The sequence below is a fragment of the Rhodoflexus sp. genome (genome assembly GCF_053489755.1).
The window spans coordinates 1-15510 of sequence record NZ_JBRCHD010000009.1; the positions used below are offsets into that span (position 1 = coordinate 1).

Below are 15510 nucleotides of genomic sequence, written 5' to 3' on the forward strand. Positions count from 1 at the left end.
CCTGACTTCCGCAGAAAAAATGACACTAATTTACAACTATTTGATAATTAGACATTTGCGATTTTTCAATTTGTATTTTGGGTGTCCCAGAGGTTTGGATTCATACCTTTGAGGCATGTTTGTACGCAAAAAGCCCAACAAGAGCAGCCTGATCAGTGTGCAGGTCATTGACAAAAGTCAGGGCAAATGGACAAGGACTTAAGTGAACGATATGATATTGACCTGATTGCCCCTCATCGTAGTAGTCGTAAGAAGCCAGCCAGTCAAGACGGTCGAAAGTTACGCCGCTATAAAAGACGTTGGAAAGTAGAGCGTTTTTTTGCCTGGCTACAAAACTTCAGACGATGCGTAACCAAATACGAATATCATTTAGACAATTTTGCAGGATTTGTCAAACTGGCTGCCATGATTATGCTACTTAGATAGTTTTGAGATGAGTTGTAATCAAGTTTCATGGCTATCCACATCAGGAGTTTGGTACAGTTGAGGGGAGCTATCTTTTGTTTCTGAAGTTCCTATTCAGGATAGTATCTTCTTAGGTCGGGTAGTGTTGCCGCAAGGGCTTTCAACAACATACCATAAAACACTGGTCTACAAAGAAGGAATGACCGCACATGCTGAGATCATTACGGAAAACAAAAGGCTTTTAGCAAGGTTTGTAAGTTCTTTTTAGCCTGTCTGCGTCCTATCTTAAAATAAATCAAACATCGGTAGTAAAAAGCACCTCATGCTGTGCTGAAAAGACTCGGGTAACTTCGTCCAGTCAAATAAATCTACGAGGATTGGTATATTGCTTTCGCGAATTTGCGCTTTCAAGTCTGTAAAAACAGCCAAAGGCAAAGGTGTCAGGTCAAAAGTGCGAATCGCCAAATCCAGATCGCTGGTATCGTGTGCGGTTCCGTTTACGCGGCTGCCATACGCCCAGACTTCTATTGGAACGGGCGAGGTCTTGAAAATTTCGCAGAGTGCTCGTCGGTCTTTATCTCTCAGCAGCATCGTTCAACTGGTTGATTATATCGGTAATAGCCTGCGCATCTTTGATGAAATCAGGCAATAAAATCAATGTTTCCTGTGCAAAGTTGATGCCGTAGTAAGTAATACCCAGCTTCATAGTGTCTGACGGATTATTTCATCACTTGAAATTGTTGTGGCACACTTAAAATGTCCTTTGGGACAACTGCTGTGTCCGTGCATACCACACGGGCGGCAGTCAAGTTTTTCAGCAGTCTGAATGATGAATTTTTTATCTGACAGCGGTCCATAGCCAAATTCGGGAACGGTGGAGCAGTAAATCGCACAAACGGGCGCATTGACGGCAGAGGCTAAGTGCATCGGTGCCGAATCGTTGACATAGTTCATCTGCGCACCTTGCATGAGTGCCGCAGAAGCCAATAGTCCTAACTTACCCGCCAGATTTTGCACCTTGGGATGCCCTGCCTGTCGACTGATTTGTTCGCAAAGTGCAGAGTCGTCCTTGCCGCCGAGCAAGAGTATCTGTACGTCGGCAGGGATTTTACCGATTAGCTCGATCCACTTGTCAACAGCAAATTGCTTGGTAAACCACACCGAGGCGGGCGCTATGCAAACGTAAGGCGTTTGTCCGAAAGTCGCTGCCTGCTCATAGTGTTTGGGCAGCGGATACAGGCGCGGCTTGGCGGGCGTGGCATCAGTTAAGGTGCTGATTAGCTGCTGGTTGCGCTCTGTTTCGTGCGTACCATCGCCGAAAGGGTGCGGATAGCTGCGTGTAAAAAACGCGCTCATCGGGTTTTTGGCAAAGCCGATGGTTTCCTTTGCGCCGCAAAAGATTGTAAATATTCCCGATGCAGCAAATCGCTGCACATTGATGGCGTGAGAGTAGCCTTGCTTGCGCAGTTGACTGATGAGCCGCCACATGTTGCGATACTTACCCGCTTGCTTGTCCCACACCCACAGGCGATGGATATGTGGATGCGCTTCCAGCAAACTCTCGTTGCCTTTGCGCAGCAAGAAATCAATTTCAACCTGTCCTTGAAAATGCCGGTAGATTTTTTCTACCAATGCAGTAGCAAGAATCACATCTCCAATGAAGGCAGTTTGTATGATGAGCAGGCGCTGCGGCATATCAGGAGCTTATTTTTGAGCGCGAAAGTAGTCATTCATAGCCAATAGTAAAGGTAAAAAACTGCCTTTCTTCGGGATCATAGATCAGGTAGTAGAAGCTCTTGTTATTTTTCCTTTGGAATAATAAACCGATTCTTTGCACAGTTCGGAGAGCCATCTGCTATCGAGCAAGTTATCAGGTGCTTTTGCTACATGATCGAGTTGTGATGCCTCTGCCGTATCGGGAGCAGAGGGTTGTACAGGCTGTTATCAACATCAGAAAAAAAGATTTGGAAGATACCTTGCCGGCTGATTTTTTTCATCTATATAAAAATTGCTAAATTAACTGCCATAACAGGCGCATGCTTGTTGGTAAAAATAAGAAACGCGCTGCGATTTTTTTCATCATAACTACCAATGATCTGAAGATGAACATACCGGGCATTACTTTTCTAAAAGACAGCAAGGGCAATCTCTGGGGAGCACAGGTTGATATAGTCATGCACCAGCAGGCTTTCGAGCGCTTTTTTGACAAGCTGATCGGTGCGGGCAATACGCGAGGGCTGCAATTTATAAAAGATAGCAAAGGCAACGTGGTTGCCTGCCAGATAGACCTGCGCATCCATCAGCAGGTTTTCGATGACTTTTTCAATGCGTTGATAGAGGCTAACCGCCAGTCTGTGATTGTGCCGCCCAATAATTCGACCAATGCACAACGCGCCGAAATGATTAACCGGCTGTTGGCCCATGCCAGAACGCTGATTGGTACACCTTACCGCGTTGGCGGCACTACGCGTGCTACCGGACTGGATTGCTCCTCTTTCACGCAATTAGTATTCAGGGAGGCGGGGATTCCCGTCAGTCTGGGGCGCTCTTCCCGCGATCAGATCCTGCAAGGAGTTTCTGTCAGTGTGGACAATCTGCAACCCGGCGACCTTGTGTTTTTTGCAACAACAGACAGCGATCCGCAGCGCATTTCGCACGTAGGAATTGTTACTAAGGGCGGTATGCCGCAAGAGGCGACGTTTATTCATGCCAGCACCTCCCGAGGGGTTGTCGAACAACCGATTTTTACCAGTTATTTTGCCCCGCGCTATCGCGGAGCGCGTCGTGTTATTTGAGCTATGAAATCAATTTGTGTGTATTGTGGTGCCAACGGCGGCAATGATCCGGTCTATTTACAGGCTGCATCGGCTGTCGGGCGAATGATTGCTGCTAACCATCTGCGCCTGATCTACGGCGGAGGGCGCGTTGGGATGATGGGTACTGTTGCCGATGAGGTGCTCAGATGTGGAGGGAAAGTAACGGGTATTATTCCCGAATTTCTGCTTACGGCAGAAGTTGGACACAACAGGCTCAACGAACTCATTGTTGTCAAAAGTATGCACGAGCGCAAAATCCGTATGTTTGAAATGTCCGATGGTTTTATTGCCCTCCCCGGAGGGATGGGAACTTTTGAGGAGTTGTGCGAGGTGCTGACCTGGGCACAATTGGGACTGCATCAGAAACCTGTTGGCTTGCTTAATGTAAATGGTTACTACGACAAACTGCTGGATTTTCTTGACCATGCCGTGCTTCAGGGCTTTTATAAACCCGAACACAGAGCTATGCTTTTAGACGATACTGATCTTGAGCAATTATACTACAAAATGCAGGCGTATCATCCGTTTACAGTACAAAAACTAATGAAAAACCGCAGTGAGACCTGATTTAGAGCAGCAGCAGGAAGAAAACAAACAATATTATCCATACAATATCCAAAAAGTGCCAATACACAACCAGCATACGCGCTTTAACCAATTCGTATTGGCTGCTCATAACAATCAGCGCCTGTACGGCATCCTTCTTGATACGCATGGCTGTTTTCGCCTGTACAAAAGTGTAGATCAAACCGCCAACCAAGTGGATAACATGCAGCCCGGAGAGAATATACAAATAAGCTCCTGCGGGTTTGCCTGTAAAATGTATGCCACTCCCTGAAAGCTCCATCCAGCCAATCAACTGCGACAAAGTGAAAATAATACCTGTAATGAGCAGTCCGTTGACGGCGTGGCTAAGTTCCCGAGGGCGATCGTTCTTGAAGTGCTGTATGTATTGATGAGCAAAATAGCTGCTCATCAGCAGCACAGCAGTACTGAAAACAAAAGACTTGGGCAGCGAAATGCTAACTTGTTGTTGCAGTGCCGCACCAATGAATAGTATCGAAAGAAAGAAGAAAATCAGCGAGCTGCCAATAACACTCACATACATCAGCATCATGTGCGGATGTATCTTTTCCAGACGTTTGATAAGTGAAGGGGAATCTTTTTCTGCTGCTTTCATTTATATAAAACCATAAGATTAGAACTAAGGTTTAAACTTCAAGTTTGTTTTGCTTGGTAAGTAATTTCCTGCATTTGTGGAGTCTGACGTAAAAACAGGCGATTGGCGCGTGTCTATTTGCCAATGGGCAAACAAGAATCAGCCTAATTTTAACGACACTTTGGGCATATAATCAATTTTTATTAATTTGCATTTGATTGCAAGATCTGATAATTTGGCACCTCGATTTTAAACCCACCATCATGGCAACTTGGTTTCAATGTAAGATTCAATATGCAAAGTTTTTGGAAAACGACAAAGTAAAAATGGTTTCTGAAACCTATCTGGTAGATGCTGTTTCCTTTACCGATGCTGAGGCACGGCTCTACAGAAGCTTGGGCAGCACTATTCCCGATTTTTTAATTCAAAGTGTTTCCAAAACCGGATTCAAGGAAATTTTTAATTACGAAGATTGCGAAACGTGGTACAAATGTAAGGTTGCCTATTATGACATGGACGAATCCAACGGAAAGGAAAAGCGTTTCACCTCGCTCATGTTGGTCTCTGCGCAAAACTGCCGACAAGCGATTGAGCGCATAGACGAACAACTCCAATCATGGATTATTCCCTACGATATAACCGACGTAAATCTCAGCCCGATTATCGAGGTAATTCCTTATGTTTCTGAGGAAGAGGAAGCAATCAACGCAGGGCGTTTAAAGCGCGTACAGGCTCCGGAAATAGACGACACCTTCGCCGAGGAGGAGGAAGAAATCATCGAGGAGTTTGACATCGAACAGCCTACTAAGGAAGACTTTTCAGGCGAGGGGCGGCCCGGTGAAGCCTCCGCAGCTGTTTAGCAGCATCACACATAAATTAGTTTAAAGAAACATTGCAATCACAAACATGCTAATGGTAAGTCAAAAGAGCATTCAGATCGTCAAAGAGACGTGGGGCGATCTAATTGGTCATGGGCCTGAGATAGGCCGGCTATTTTACGATGAACTCTTCAGGCGACATCCTGAATACAAAAAACTATTTAAAAATGATAAAGATCAGCACAAGAAACTTGCATTTGCAATTACGCTTGTGGTTACTAAACTCGATAAACTCGATCATATTAGTGAAGAGGTTCGTTCACTCGCCAGTAGACACGTCAAATACGGTGTAAAGCCCGAATACTTCCAGCCTTTTATTGACCTGTTTGTAGAAACTATCGCCAGTGCGCGCGCTGAGCGTTGGAAGCCCGAATATTCTAAAGCATGGCACGAGGTAATGAAAGCTGTAGGCGATGCAATTGCAAATCATATTTCGGCACTTAGTAGATAGACACTATCTCAACACATTGACCAACCGGAAATAATCAATCATTGTCTTGCGAAATGGTTCGCGTTGCCGTTCATTCGCAAGAAATGGAATCCTTGCAGAATCTGTTACCAGCCAAAGTTGATGGTTCTCCTGAATGCTTCGGTAGATCTGTGCTGCCAGCTTGTAGTGTGTCCGTTTATCGCCGTTGGGAAATAGATACTCACCTTCGATATGCTGTATGGTATCTGTCCATACCAAACGCAGGGTGTCTGTATCAGCTAAAAATTCATTTTTTTCCAGAATAACCGCTGCTTCGTCCTGTGCCCATAAAAGTACAATCGAAGGATAAAGCAGCGGGATGTTCTTGTCGCGTACCCGCTCTCTCATGCGGTAGATAATCGCCTTAGCGGCCTGATTTTCCTGACGTTCGTAGTAGAGTTGTCGGACATTTTTGAAGAACAGCACCGAACTTGCCGAAGTATTAAAATGCACCTCTTCGCTATTTACCTTAGTGTCTTTATCAGGATTGCAGGCGAAGCAGCCGATCAACAATCCGATGAAAAGCAGATTTTTCATGTTGTTTAAACTTGGAGCATTCTGAAATGTTCGTAAACGATACATTTTTGAAGGTAGTATAATTATTGCCCTGTAGAGACTGTCCAAAAAAAGCTCAATTTAGCACAGACTTTGGTCTGTAGCTATTTGATTATCAAGTGGTTAACAAATCGCGGACTAAAGTCCGTGTTACTTTTTGGACACCCTCTAATAAACGCATAGCATCACAAAATAATTCGTAGCAATATAAAAAGCCCTTGTTTCAGGGCTTTAGTAGGTTGCTTAACTGTTTTTGTATTGGGTTGTTTTGTGTTGGTTACTTTCCGATGCAAAACTTGCTGAAAATATTTCCCAGCAAATCTTCGGTTGTTATCTCACCTGTAATCTCACCTAAGGCGCGGAGTGCGTGGCGGATGTCCATCGCTACGAAGTCGGCGGTAACGTGGCTTTGCAGCCCTTTGAGCACGTCAGAAAGGGCGCGGTGGGCGTTGCTGAGGGCTTCGTAGTGCCGTAGGTTGGTAACAACGGTTTCGCCAACAGCTACGGGGCGGGCATTGGCGGCTTTCAGCAGGGCAGTTTTCAGCACATCCAAACCGATATTTTGTGCCGCTGATATGCGAATAATATCAGGATGATGAGGGAAATCAGGGGTAGCTTTATCTACTTTATTACCCACCAGCAAATAAGATTTACCCATCTGTTGTAATTCTCTTGCTGCTTCTGCTACTTCATCGGCAGAAGTTTCCAATATGTCAAAAAGGTAGATAATGAGCGCTGCCTGCGCCATCTTTTCGCGGGTACGGGCTACTCCGAGCGCCTCTATGCGGTCGTCGGTTTCGCGCAGTCCGGCGGTGTCAATGAAGCGGAAGTTGATGCCCTCAATCACCAGCGTATCCTCAATGAAATCGCGGGTAGTACCCGGAATTTCGCTGACGATGGCTTTTTCCTCGTTGAGTAGCGCATTGAGCAGGGTAGATTTGCCTGCGTTGGGCTTGCCTGCAATTACAGTTGGCACACCATTCTTGAGTACGTTGCCCAGTGAGAAGGACTGCATCAGTCGCTCCAAAAAGGCAACAATTTGCTGAACCAAACGGGCTAACTGTGCGCGGTCGGCAAACTCTACATCTTCTTCGCCAAAATCCAGTTCTAATTCTATCAGCGATGCAAAATTGATTAACTCTTCGCGCAATTTTTTGATTTCGTTGGAAAAGCCACCGCGCATTTGGTGGAGGGCGCTGCGTCGAGCCGATTCAGTATCAGCGGCGATGAGGTCTGCCACCGCCTCGGCTTGTGCCAAATCAAAGCGTCCGTTGAGAAATGCCCGCTGTGTAAATTCTCCGGGTTTAGCAAGGCGCACTCCTGCCGTCAAAAAAAGCCTGATGATGCGCTCCACAATGAACGGCGAGCCGTGGCAGGAGATTTCTACCACGTTTTCTTTGGTGAAAGATTGTGGCTCAATGAAAACTGTAACCACTACTTCATCAATAATTTCTCCATCTTCGGCGACTATATTACCAAAATGGGCAGTATGTGTTTTTTGTTCAGCAAGTAATTTTTTATGCTTGCCTGCCCGCTGAAAAAAACGATCGGTAACACTGATAGCATCCTGCCCTGAAAGACGGATGACAGCAATCGCTCCTATGCCTTGCGGTGTTGCCAGCGCTATGATGGTATCGTTGAGCATCGGCTTCTAAGTGAGTAACAAATTTACAAAAGATTGAAGGGCTTACCACTTAAACCGCGCAAAGCCCATTGAAAAAGATACATTACTTCCACCGGGGGGAGCAGCAAAAAAAGTCATCAGATCGCGGGTTGAAACACCCATTTCAAAGAAGCGACGGCTGGCAATATAGGCAATTCCCACAGGAAAATTTACTTTTTCTGTCTGGTAGCCGTCCAGATTAAAGCCTGTTGAAATTTTCAGCCAGCGATTGAGTCTGTAATCGCCGCCGATAGCAATAATCGGGCGCTCGATATTGGTTGCAGCCTCTGTTAGTGGCATAATCACGTCAAGCCCTACATGGAAGGTGCGGAAGTACTCATAACTCGCACCAATGCGCAGCACGCCGGGCAGTTGCTGGCGGATATTATTTGTGCCGCGCCATTCCAGCGCCGCCCGCTCGCCTGCCAGTTGGAGGTTGTTTTGCGAGGTAACCAATAGGTTGTAAGTATTAATCCCGCTACCTTGAATTTCACGCAATTTACTGTCTGCAAGGTTATACGCATTGCCTGTCCAATTGATGCTGCCAATATTTGTAGCTGCAACTCCCAGATAAAAATTGCGCTTAATTGTTATGTTGATGCCGATATCAAAGGCTGTTCCCGTTCCTACGGGCGTAGCGCCAAACACCTTGCGAAAATCCGAAACATTTTCCTGCAAGCCTACAAAACTCGGATTGCTGCTTTGCGCATTCGTGCCAAAATCCATATTAAAAGTAGGAGACATGGAAATATGATTACGGATCAGTTCCCCATTCTGTGCTACCAGATTGATCAGTGCTAGACCGCGCAGCAGGCGGACTCCACCACCAATATGCAGCGCAAAATTATATTCGTCCACGAGTCTTGTACCATAGGCGATGTTAAACTCGCGATACCAGTTAGAAGAAACTCGCGAACCGTCTAACACCTGCCCGTAGCTCTGTGCGTTTGCCTCGTCAATGAATCCTGCTACTACTCGCTCGCGAATACGGGGACTTAAATTAGGCTGATTGGCGATTGTTTGCCCGTTGGAGAGCAACAAAAATGGAAAGTAGGAGGCATTATTGCCCAAAAAAACAATTTCTGAGGCCGTTTGGTTGAGTCGCGAGAAAAATTGTACCCGATCGTTGATACTAAAAGCAAATCCCCCTATTTTTTTAACATAGATGCTTGCTCCAACCAGCATCGCATCGAAGTTGAATCCAAAGGGTGTGTCTGTAAAACGACGAGCGGCTTCTATTTTTTCCTCCTGCGACAGGTTGATATTTTGCGGAGTAAAGACAGTTCGCACCAGTTCGCGACGGTTGAGTGTACCGGAAAACATGGATACATTGGCCTCTATCAGCCCCAGTGTGAACTTCGGGTCGCGAAAACTTTTTCTAAAGCCCAGATTGGCAGGATTAATACCAATCGTTTGATAATCAGTAGTAAAAGTAGTGGCTACTCCACGCCCGACCGCTGTAAAAACACTGCGCTCGGCTTGTGCAAGCAGCCACCAAGGAACTATCCATAACAGCAGGCTCAGTAAGGTTGATTTCATGCGATTAGGTCATTGAGACGACCAATTTACCAAATTGTTTACCCGATTTCATCTCATCGAAGGCAGAAATAATTTGCGAGAGGGGTCGCACCGAGTCTATGACAGGTGCAATGCTGTGTTGCCTACAGAACTGCAGCATTTCGGCAAATTCTGCATCATTGCCCATCGTGCTGCCTTGAATAGTGATTTGATAAAAAAATATGCGATGCAAATCTAATGTAGTTGGCAGCCCGGCTGTTGCACCGTAAAAAACGATCTTGCCTGCGGGCTGCATTAGGCGAATCAGTCGGCTAAAACCTGTTCCTCCACCGCTGTCTATGGCCAGATTCAGCCCGCCTGTCTGTGTCATCACTTGTTTGTCCCAGTCTTCACTGCGGTAGTTCACTCCGCCTTTCGCACCCATTGCAACAGCTTTGCGGATTTTATCTTCGTCGCTGCTGCTCACCCATACTTCTGCACCAACTGCCAGCGCAAAAAGCATCGCCAGCTGCGCTACTCCGCCGCCTATACCTGTAATGAGTACTTTATCGCCTGCTTTTACAGCGCCGTATTTACAAGTAGCCCTGTATGCGGTCAATCCGCCCAAAGGCAGCGCCGCCGCTTGCTCTACTGTCAGATGCGTTGGTTTTTCATGCAATCTGTCCGTTTCAATGACAATAAATTCTGCAAATGTCCCATCTACCGGATTGCCTAAAATGCGGTAATCTTTGCCCTGCACAGCGGGATTATTTCCCCAGTCTTTGTTGGGGTTGATAATGACCGTTTTACCTATCCAATGCGCATCAGCAGCATCGGCAACAGTTTCTACTATACCGCAGCCATCGGAGCCCAAAGTGCAAAACGGGCGCGTGTGCGGATACTTTCCTTCGCGAATCCACTGGTCGCGGTGGTTCAGTCCGGCTGCCAGCAGGCGCACCAAGGCCTGTCCGCTTTGCGGCACAGGTTGCGGCACATCCAATAGCCGGATGCGCTCTTCGGGGTGATCAGTCAGTTGTAAAGCTCTCATTTTCATTGATTTAAGTACCTGTGTTAAAATGTAGCACGCCCTTTAGGGTGTGTTAATTGGTCTTCGATTTTTTCGCCGGCTTTATTTCGACTCCATAGCGGCTGCAGATCGGACACTGTGCAGGATCGTGCCCACGTGCGGGACAATACTGCCGTCCAAAAAAGATGATCTGCAAGTGCAACTTGTTCCACATTTTTTTGGGGAAAAGTTTCTTTAGATCCTCTTCGGTTTTTTCTACACTCTTGCCGCTGCTGAGTCCCCAACGCGCAGCCAGCCTGTGAATATGCGTGTCCACAGGAAATGCAGGCACACCAAACCATTGGGACATGACAACAGAAGCCGTCTTGTGCCCTACCCCCGGCAAGGCTTCCAGTGCCTCAAAACTCTGCGGTACTTCGCCGTTGTATTTATCTATCAAAATTTTTGATAACTCGGAAATCGCTACCGATTTTTTCGGGGAAAGCCCACAGGGTTTGATAATTTCCCTGATTTCTTCTACCGGTAATTTTGCCATATCGAAAGGATTATTGGCGCGTTTGAACAAGTGTGGGGTAATCTGATTTACACGCTCATCAGTACACTGCGCAGACAGTAGTACCGCAATCAGGAGCGTGTAAGGGTCTGAATGCTGTAGCGGTACAGGTGTTTGGGGATATAAACTCTCTAAGATTGCAGCAATTTCCCGCGCCTTTTGTTTTTTGGTCATTTTCAGAATCGGTATCAGATTTGCAAAACTACCTTTGCAAAGGTATCTCACTTTTAATCAAACACCTACCCGTTATCTGCCTATGAATATTACTTGGATTTTATTCGGCTGGTTACTTTTTACGACTGCCTCTGATCTGCCTAAAATGAAAAAGATTAAGCTGGCAGAAGCTATTTTTGCCCAAGTCCCGGAGGATTTCCGCCCGATGACGGATGATGAAATCGCACAGCGTTACTTTACCTATCGCAAGCCTGTTGCTCTTTTTACAGACCGCCGCGCCGTGGTTAGTTTTGGCTTAAACGTATCTACAACTTCATGGAAATACGAGGACCTGCCAATTCTTAAAAGTTTTTACAAGTCGAGCATTATGGAAATGTTTACCAACGTAACTATGCTCAACGAGGAAATAACAACGATCAACGGACGCAAGTATGCCGTTTTTGAGTTCATCTCTGAAGTGCGCAGCGATCCGAAGGCAATTATTAGTCGCCCCGCGATAGTAAATTATACCTACATCCTTTACACCGTCATAGGCGAGAGTGTTTACATTGTGAATTTCACCTGTCCTTCGAGTGTGCGCAAAGAATGGCAGCCCATCGCACATGCCATTATGAAAACTATCAAAACAGGTTAATTACTGTCTTGATGTTTACAGTAAAAAGTAGTTATTTGTCGTAAACATTTATCGCTCATGATCTACAAAGCACTTGCCTTGCAGACCACCTGCCATACAGTCAACGGTCTGCAAACCCGCGAAGACGTTACGGCACATATCCGGCGCGAAATCCAGCGCATTGGCGAACAGATTCGTGCTTCGATTGGCTTTATTGGAAAAGACACGCGCTTAGTGGTATTGCCTGAGTACTTCTTGACTGGTTTTCCACTGGGCGAAAGTATCGAAAACTGGCTGTACAAGGCTTGTATAGCTCCTGATGGTCAGGAGTATGAATGGCTGGGACAGATTGCACAGGACAACAACATCTACCTTAGCGGCAATGCCTACGAAACCGATAAGCACTTTCCTAATCTGTATTTTCAATGTAGTTTTATCATTGCCCCTTCAGGTGATGTAGTGCTGCGCTATCGTCGACTAAACTCGATGTTTGCCCCTACGCCACACGATGTTTGGGATAAATATCTTGATATTTATGGCTTGGAAGGTGTGTTTCCTGTTGCAAAAACCGACATAGGCAACTTAGCTTGTATTGCTTCTGAGGAAATCTTATACCCGGAGATTGCCCGCTGCCTTGCTATGCGCGGTGCGGAAGTATTTTTGCATAATACCTCGGAAGTAGGCAGTCCGCTGCTCACGCAGAAGAACGTAGCCAAACTGGCGCGTGCGATCGAAAATATGGCCTACGTAGTTTCTGCTAATTCAGCTGGCATGGGCGGTACGCCCATCCCGTTTGCATCTACCGATGGGGTATCGAAAATTATCAACTACAATGGATTGGTACTTGCCGAAGCCGGCTACGGTGAGAGCATGGTTGCCAATGCAGATATTGACCTGAATGCCCTGCGCCATTTCCGCCATCGCCCTGCGATGGGCAACTTACTGGCCCGACAACGTTTTGAGCTTTACGCACAAAGCTATGCTGAACACAGCTTTTATCCGCCCAACACATTACTCGTGCAAGATCCTGACCGTCAGCACTTTGTACGTACACAAATTTCAGTTATTGAGCGTTTAGATAAACTGGGCATTTTAAAATCCATTTCATTCTGAAAATTTATTGACGATTCGAGCGACATTTTGTCATCATAATACGTATATCATTGTAAAGGGTACAGTAATTGTACTGCGTAAAGGTAATAGAGGAGGACACGTGATATGCCGTACACAGACTTGTTAAGCAAACCCAAAATGACTTTCCGCCTACTTTATCTGGGTTTTCCGGTTTTTGAATCCCACAGCCATGACTTGTGTATGCAGGTAGCAACTTCTTGCGGCTATCGTCAGTTTTTTATACAATCTTACCGCAATGGTCAGTGTATTGGGACAACAGGATATATCACAGAACAGATTCTAAGGTAGGCGCACCTGAAATCTTTTTATTGCGATGAACTAAGGTAATAGCATGCCTCGCAAGCAGCCTATCAGTCTGGTCAGTGAAGTTATTTTGAGTAGCATTGCCCATCTGATTGGTTAGATTTGTTGGGAGATGATCCTTTCCTAATTGCTACGGTGTAGGAGGACTTAGCGAGGTTGTGAATCGGATTACAAGCTCCGATAATTTTTTGAGCAGAGCAAGGGTAGGGGGCATGATACCTGCGCCCGTTCGCACAGAGCGAATAACTCATGGACGATGAAGAACTTGCTATTCTACGACCCCAACAATCCTGAGAAGGCAGTGCTACCCGATCACTCCGCCGATAGCCTACGCATCAGTGAGGTCGGTAAATGGAAGCAGAAGGCCAAGAGCTATGCCCACCTGATCCCACCGGTGCTTACCACCATTGTCAATGGCATTATTCTATGGCTTACTTGATAAAAGATCAGACAGATTGTTCGATTGCCTGTGCTATATCGCGCCAAATATCGTCAGAATGCTCCAAACCAACAGAAATTCTTATCAATCCGGGTGTTATACCAACCGCTGCGCGTTCCTCTTCTTTTAGTTTAGAATGCGTAGTTGTAGCAGGATGTGTCGCGATTGTTCGCGTATCTCCCAGATTGGAGGTAAGCGAAAACATTTGGAGTGCATTCATAAATCGCTGCGCCCGCGCCATGCCGCCTTTGAGTTCAAAAGTAACTATTCCACCACCCAAACGCATCTGCTTACGTGCCAATTCATGCTGCGGATGTGTGGACAAAAATGGATATTTTACCCATATAACCTCTTGATTTTCAAGTAATCTTTCAGCGATTGCCTGTGCGTTTGCGCAGTGGCGCTCCATGCGGACAGCCAGCGTTTCGAGGCTTTTGGAAAGTACCCACGCATTAAAAGGCGACATGGCAGGTCCGGTGTGCCGTGCAAAAAAGCGGATTTCTTTGATCAGTTCCTTTGCTCCCAAAATGGCACCGCCAATGACGCGCCCTTGCCCGTCTATAAATTTTGTAGCCGAATGCGTGATCAGATGTGCCCCATATTTGGCTGGGGTTTGTAAATAAGGAGTAGCAAAACAATTATCTACGTTGAGGATAATACCGCGCGAATTTGCTAATTTTCCCAGCCATTCCAGATCAATTAAATCTAATGCAGGATTAGAAGGCGTTTCTACAAAAAACATTTTGGTAGTTGGCCGAATGGCTTGCTCAAAACTTTCGGGCTGTGCCAAATCTGCATAGGTGTGCGAGATGCCCCAGCGCGGCAAAATTTGTGTCAGAATTTGGTGCGTGGAGCCAAAAACCGAGCGCGAAGCCACGATATGATCGCCTGCCCGAAGCAAAGCCGCCATACTGGTAAACATCGCTGCCATTCCCGAAGCTGTAGCGATGCCGTCTTCGGTTCCTTCCAGCAGACAAAGTTTATCAATCAACTCCGTATTATTCGGATTGGAAAATCGGGTATAAATATTGCCCGAAATTTCGTCTGCAAAAAGCGCCTGTGCCTGCTGCGCATCTTCAAATGTAAAGCTGGAGGTGAGGTACAGCGGCACAGAATGCTCCCTAAAGTCGGACTGTGCTGCCCGTGTGCGGATGGCTAAAGTTTCAAAATGGCAGTCTTGATTTTCCATACCGCAAGTTAATAATTTGTACTAAACGAATTTAACCTCAGTGTTTTCCGCGTAAAACATTGCGTTCTTCGCGCTAAAAAGTTCAACAGCAAATGTGGAATATCTTTTAAATGAAAATCTGCATTCGAATATTTACTAACTTTGCAATATGGCTGAAACACTCACAATAGATATTTCTTCGAGCAAAGCAGAAAAATATGCAGCGCTCCTCCCGCAAATCAAGGCATTGACCGAAACCGAATCTGATTTGACGGCTAATTTGGCAAATATCGCCGCCGCGCTCAAACAAGGATTAGGTTTCTTCTGGGTAGGTTTTTACTTAGTGAAAAACAACGAACTGGTATTGGGGCCATTTCAGGGGCCAATCGCCTGCACGCGCATTCCTTTCGGACGAGGAGTTTGCGGCTACGCATGGCAGCAAGCCCAAACCGTCATTGTTCCCGATATAGAGCAGTTCCCCGGACACATTGCCTGTAGCTCGCTTTCCAGATCCGAAATCGTGGTTCCTGTGATCAAAAACGGCGAGGTGCTGATGGTACTTGACGTGGACAGCACCGAACTGAACGACTACGACGATACAGACCGCCAATACTTAGAAGAATTAGCGCACTGGATTGCTGATAAATTAGTTTGATT

At 46.2% G+C, this 15510-nt stretch carries 19 protein-coding genes; 9 read left to right on the forward strand and 10 right to left on the reverse strand.

Translation table 11 applies throughout. The features are described from left to right. The first annotated feature begins 186 nt into the window (after positions 1 to 186). Positions 187 to 426 (forward strand): transposase, encoded by a 240-nt coding sequence (locus ACWIP2_RS01210; RefSeq protein ID WP_448518064.1) that lies wholly within the window; start codon positions 187 to 189, stop codon positions 424 to 426. A 264-nt stretch (positions 427 to 690) separates the two neighbouring features. Here the strand turns inward: ACWIP2_RS01210 and ACWIP2_RS01215 are convergent, their stop codons facing one another. From ACWIP2_RS01215 to ACWIP2_RS01225, 3 genes are read right to left on the reverse strand one after another with little or no spacing between them, the layout of a single operon-like run. Next, on the reverse strand, positions 691 to 996 hold the full coding sequence (locus ACWIP2_RS01215) for a nucleotidyltransferase family protein (protein WP_448518065.1): 306 nt from the start codon (positions 994 to 996) through the stop codon (positions 691 to 693). Then, positions 980 to 1111: a hypothetical protein gene (locus ACWIP2_RS01220; protein ID WP_448518066.1), complete on the reverse strand. Its 132-nt coding sequence runs from the start codon at positions 1109 to 1111 to the stop codon at positions 980 to 982. The genes ACWIP2_RS01215 and ACWIP2_RS01220 overlap by 17 nt, the downstream gene beginning before the upstream one ends. Then, entirely contained in the window at positions 1108 to 2100 is a 993-nt protein-coding gene (locus ACWIP2_RS01225) for a glycosyltransferase family 9 protein (RefSeq protein WP_448518067.1), read from the reverse strand. The genes ACWIP2_RS01220 and ACWIP2_RS01225 overlap by 4 nt, the downstream gene beginning before the upstream one ends. Positions 2101 to 2441: 341 nt before the next feature. On the opposite strand from ACWIP2_RS01225, the gene ACWIP2_RS01230 reads away from it, so the two are divergent. After that, positions 2442 to 3200: a C40 family peptidase gene (locus tag ACWIP2_RS01230; RefSeq protein ID WP_448518068.1), complete on the forward strand. Its 759-nt coding sequence runs from the start codon at positions 2442 to 2444 to the stop codon at positions 3198 to 3200. A gap of 3 nt (positions 3201 to 3203) precedes the next feature. After that, positions 3204 to 3788, forward strand: coding sequence for an LOG family protein (locus ACWIP2_RS01235; RefSeq protein ID WP_448518069.1), 585 nt, complete (start codon positions 3204 to 3206; stop codon positions 3786 to 3788). Position 3789: 1 nt separating this feature from the next. Here the strand turns inward: ACWIP2_RS01235 and ACWIP2_RS01240 are convergent, their stop codons facing one another. Beyond that, positions 3790 to 4401 (reverse strand): cytochrome c oxidase subunit 3, encoded by a 612-nt coding sequence (locus ACWIP2_RS01240; RefSeq protein ID WP_448518070.1) that lies wholly within the window; start codon positions 4399 to 4401, stop codon positions 3790 to 3792. A gap of 242 nt (positions 4402 to 4643) precedes the next feature. Between ACWIP2_RS01240 and ACWIP2_RS01245 the strand changes: the two genes are divergently transcribed. Together ACWIP2_RS01245 and ACWIP2_RS01250 are read left to right on the forward strand one after the other, a co-directional pair. After that, the gene (locus ACWIP2_RS01245) at positions 4644 to 5240 is read left to right on the forward strand and encodes a DUF4494 domain-containing protein (protein ID WP_448518071.1); all 597 of its coding nucleotides are present in this window, start codon (positions 4644 to 4646) and stop codon (positions 5238 to 5240) included. Between the two features lie 52 nt (positions 5241 to 5292). Beyond that, entirely contained in the window at positions 5293 to 5709 is a 417-nt protein-coding gene (locus tag ACWIP2_RS01250; protein ID WP_448518072.1) for a globin domain-containing protein, read from the forward strand. Between the two features lie 3 nt (positions 5710 to 5712). Here ACWIP2_RS01250 and ACWIP2_RS01255 read toward each other — a convergent pair whose 3' ends face one another. From ACWIP2_RS01255 to nth, 5 genes are all read right to left on the reverse strand, one after another. After that, complete coding sequence (locus ACWIP2_RS01255; protein WP_448518073.1) at positions 5713 to 6264, reverse strand: hypothetical protein; 552 nt, start codon at positions 6262 to 6264, stop codon at positions 5713 to 5715. A 295-nt stretch (positions 6265 to 6559) separates the two neighbouring features. Beyond that, complete coding sequence (gene mnmE, locus ACWIP2_RS01260) at positions 6560 to 7927, reverse strand: tRNA uridine-5-carboxymethylaminomethyl(34) synthesis GTPase MnmE (RefSeq protein ID WP_448518074.1); 1368 nt, start codon at positions 7925 to 7927, stop codon at positions 6560 to 6562. 42 nt (positions 7928 to 7969) lie between these two features. Next, complete coding sequence (locus ACWIP2_RS01265; protein WP_448518075.1) at positions 7970 to 9484, reverse strand: DUF5723 family protein; 1515 nt, start codon at positions 9482 to 9484, stop codon at positions 7970 to 7972. 4 nt (positions 9485 to 9488) lie between these two features. Beyond that, positions 9489 to 10490 carry a quinone oxidoreductase family protein gene (locus tag ACWIP2_RS01270; RefSeq protein WP_448518076.1) on the reverse strand — a complete coding sequence of 334 codons (1002 nt, stop codon included), beginning with the start codon at positions 10488 to 10490 and terminating at the stop codon, positions 9489 to 9491. Positions 10491 to 10542: 52 nt separating this feature from the next. After that, positions 10543 to 11196 (reverse strand): endonuclease III, encoded by a 654-nt coding sequence (gene nth, locus ACWIP2_RS01275; protein ID WP_448518077.1) that lies wholly within the window; start codon positions 11194 to 11196, stop codon positions 10543 to 10545. Between the two features lie 145 nt (positions 11197 to 11341). Between nth and ACWIP2_RS01280 the strand changes: the two genes are divergently transcribed. From ACWIP2_RS01280 to ACWIP2_RS01290, 3 genes are all read left to right on the forward strand, one after another. Then, entirely contained in the window at positions 11342 to 11830 is a 489-nt protein-coding gene (locus tag ACWIP2_RS01280; protein ID WP_448518078.1) for a hypothetical protein, read from the forward strand. Between the two features lie 57 nt (positions 11831 to 11887). After that, positions 11888 to 12922 (forward strand): nitrilase-related carbon-nitrogen hydrolase, encoded by a 1035-nt coding sequence (locus ACWIP2_RS01285; RefSeq protein WP_448518079.1) that lies wholly within the window; start codon positions 11888 to 11890, stop codon positions 12920 to 12922. 580 nt (positions 12923 to 13502) lie between these two features. Beyond that, positions 13503 to 13685, forward strand: coding sequence for a hypothetical protein (locus ACWIP2_RS01290; protein WP_448518080.1), 183 nt, complete (start codon positions 13503 to 13505; stop codon positions 13683 to 13685). A 7-nt stretch (positions 13686 to 13692) separates the two neighbouring features. Here ACWIP2_RS01290 and ACWIP2_RS01295 read toward each other — a convergent pair whose 3' ends face one another. Next, complete coding sequence (locus ACWIP2_RS01295) at positions 13693 to 14874, reverse strand: trans-sulfuration enzyme family protein (RefSeq protein ID WP_448518081.1); 1182 nt, start codon at positions 14872 to 14874, stop codon at positions 13693 to 13695. A gap of 148 nt (positions 14875 to 15022) precedes the next feature. On the opposite strand from ACWIP2_RS01295, the gene ACWIP2_RS01300 reads away from it, so the two are divergent. Beyond that, positions 15023 to 15508 carry a GAF domain-containing protein gene (locus ACWIP2_RS01300; RefSeq protein ID WP_448518082.1) on the forward strand — a complete coding sequence of 162 codons (486 nt, stop codon included), beginning with the start codon at positions 15023 to 15025 and terminating at the stop codon, positions 15506 to 15508. The last annotated feature ends 2 nt before the right edge of the window (positions 15509 to 15510 follow it).

What these genes read in the sequence shown, in the direction of transcription:
- ACWIP2_RS01210 (WP_448518064.1), top strand. Translation starts at nt 187, where the DNA reads ATGGACAAGGACTTAAGTGAACGATATGATATTGACCTGATTGCCCCT.
- ACWIP2_RS01215 (WP_448518065.1), bottom strand. Translation starts at nt 996, where the DNA reads ATGCTGCTGAGAGATAAAGACCGACGAGCACTCTGCGAAATTTTCAAG.
- ACWIP2_RS01220 (WP_448518066.1), bottom strand. Translation starts at nt 1,111, where the DNA reads ATGAAGCTGGGTATTACTTACTACGGCATCAACTTTGCACAGGAAACA.
- ACWIP2_RS01225 (WP_448518067.1), bottom strand. Translation starts at nt 2,100, where the DNA reads ATGCCGCAGCGCCTGCTCATCATACAAACTGCCTTCATTGGAGATGTG.
- ACWIP2_RS01230 (WP_448518068.1), top strand. Translation starts at nt 2,442, where the DNA reads ATGCTTGTTGGTAAAAATAAGAAACGCGCTGCGATTTTTTTCATCATA.
- ACWIP2_RS01235 (WP_448518069.1), top strand. Translation starts at nt 3,204, where the DNA reads ATGAAATCAATTTGTGTGTATTGTGGTGCCAACGGCGGCAATGATCCG.
- ACWIP2_RS01240 (WP_448518070.1), bottom strand. Translation starts at nt 4,401, where the DNA reads ATGAAAGCAGCAGAAAAAGATTCCCCTTCACTTATCAAACGTCTGGAA.
- ACWIP2_RS01245 (WP_448518071.1), top strand. Translation starts at nt 4,644, where the DNA reads ATGGCAACTTGGTTTCAATGTAAGATTCAATATGCAAAGTTTTTGGAA.
- ACWIP2_RS01250 (WP_448518072.1), top strand. Translation starts at nt 5,293, where the DNA reads ATGGTAAGTCAAAAGAGCATTCAGATCGTCAAAGAGACGTGGGGCGAT.
- ACWIP2_RS01255 (WP_448518073.1), bottom strand. Translation starts at nt 6,264, where the DNA reads ATGAAAAATCTGCTTTTCATCGGATTGTTGATCGGCTGCTTCGCCTGC.
- mnmE (WP_448518074.1), bottom strand. Translation starts at nt 7,927, where the DNA reads ATGCTCAACGATACCATCATAGCGCTGGCAACACCGCAAGGCATAGGA.
- ACWIP2_RS01265 (WP_448518075.1), bottom strand. Translation starts at nt 9,484, where the DNA reads ATGAAATCAACCTTACTGAGCCTGCTGTTATGGATAGTTCCTTGGTGG.
- ACWIP2_RS01270 (WP_448518076.1), bottom strand. Translation starts at nt 10,490, where the DNA reads ATGAGAGCTTTACAACTGACTGATCACCCCGAAGAGCGCATCCGGCTA.
- nth (WP_448518077.1), bottom strand. Translation starts at nt 11,196, where the DNA reads ATGACCAAAAAACAAAAGGCGCGGGAAATTGCTGCAATCTTAGAGAGT.
- ACWIP2_RS01280 (WP_448518078.1), top strand. Translation starts at nt 11,342, where the DNA reads ATGAAAAAGATTAAGCTGGCAGAAGCTATTTTTGCCCAAGTCCCGGAG.
- ACWIP2_RS01285 (WP_448518079.1), top strand. Translation starts at nt 11,888, where the DNA reads ATGATCTACAAAGCACTTGCCTTGCAGACCACCTGCCATACAGTCAAC.
- ACWIP2_RS01290 (WP_448518080.1), top strand. Translation starts at nt 13,503, where the DNA reads ATGAAGAACTTGCTATTCTACGACCCCAACAATCCTGAGAAGGCAGTG.
- ACWIP2_RS01295 (WP_448518081.1), bottom strand. Translation starts at nt 14,874, where the DNA reads ATGGAAAATCAAGACTGCCATTTTGAAACTTTAGCCATCCGCACACGG.
- ACWIP2_RS01300 (WP_448518082.1), top strand. Translation starts at nt 15,023, where the DNA reads ATGGCTGAAACACTCACAATAGATATTTCTTCGAGCAAAGCAGAAAAA.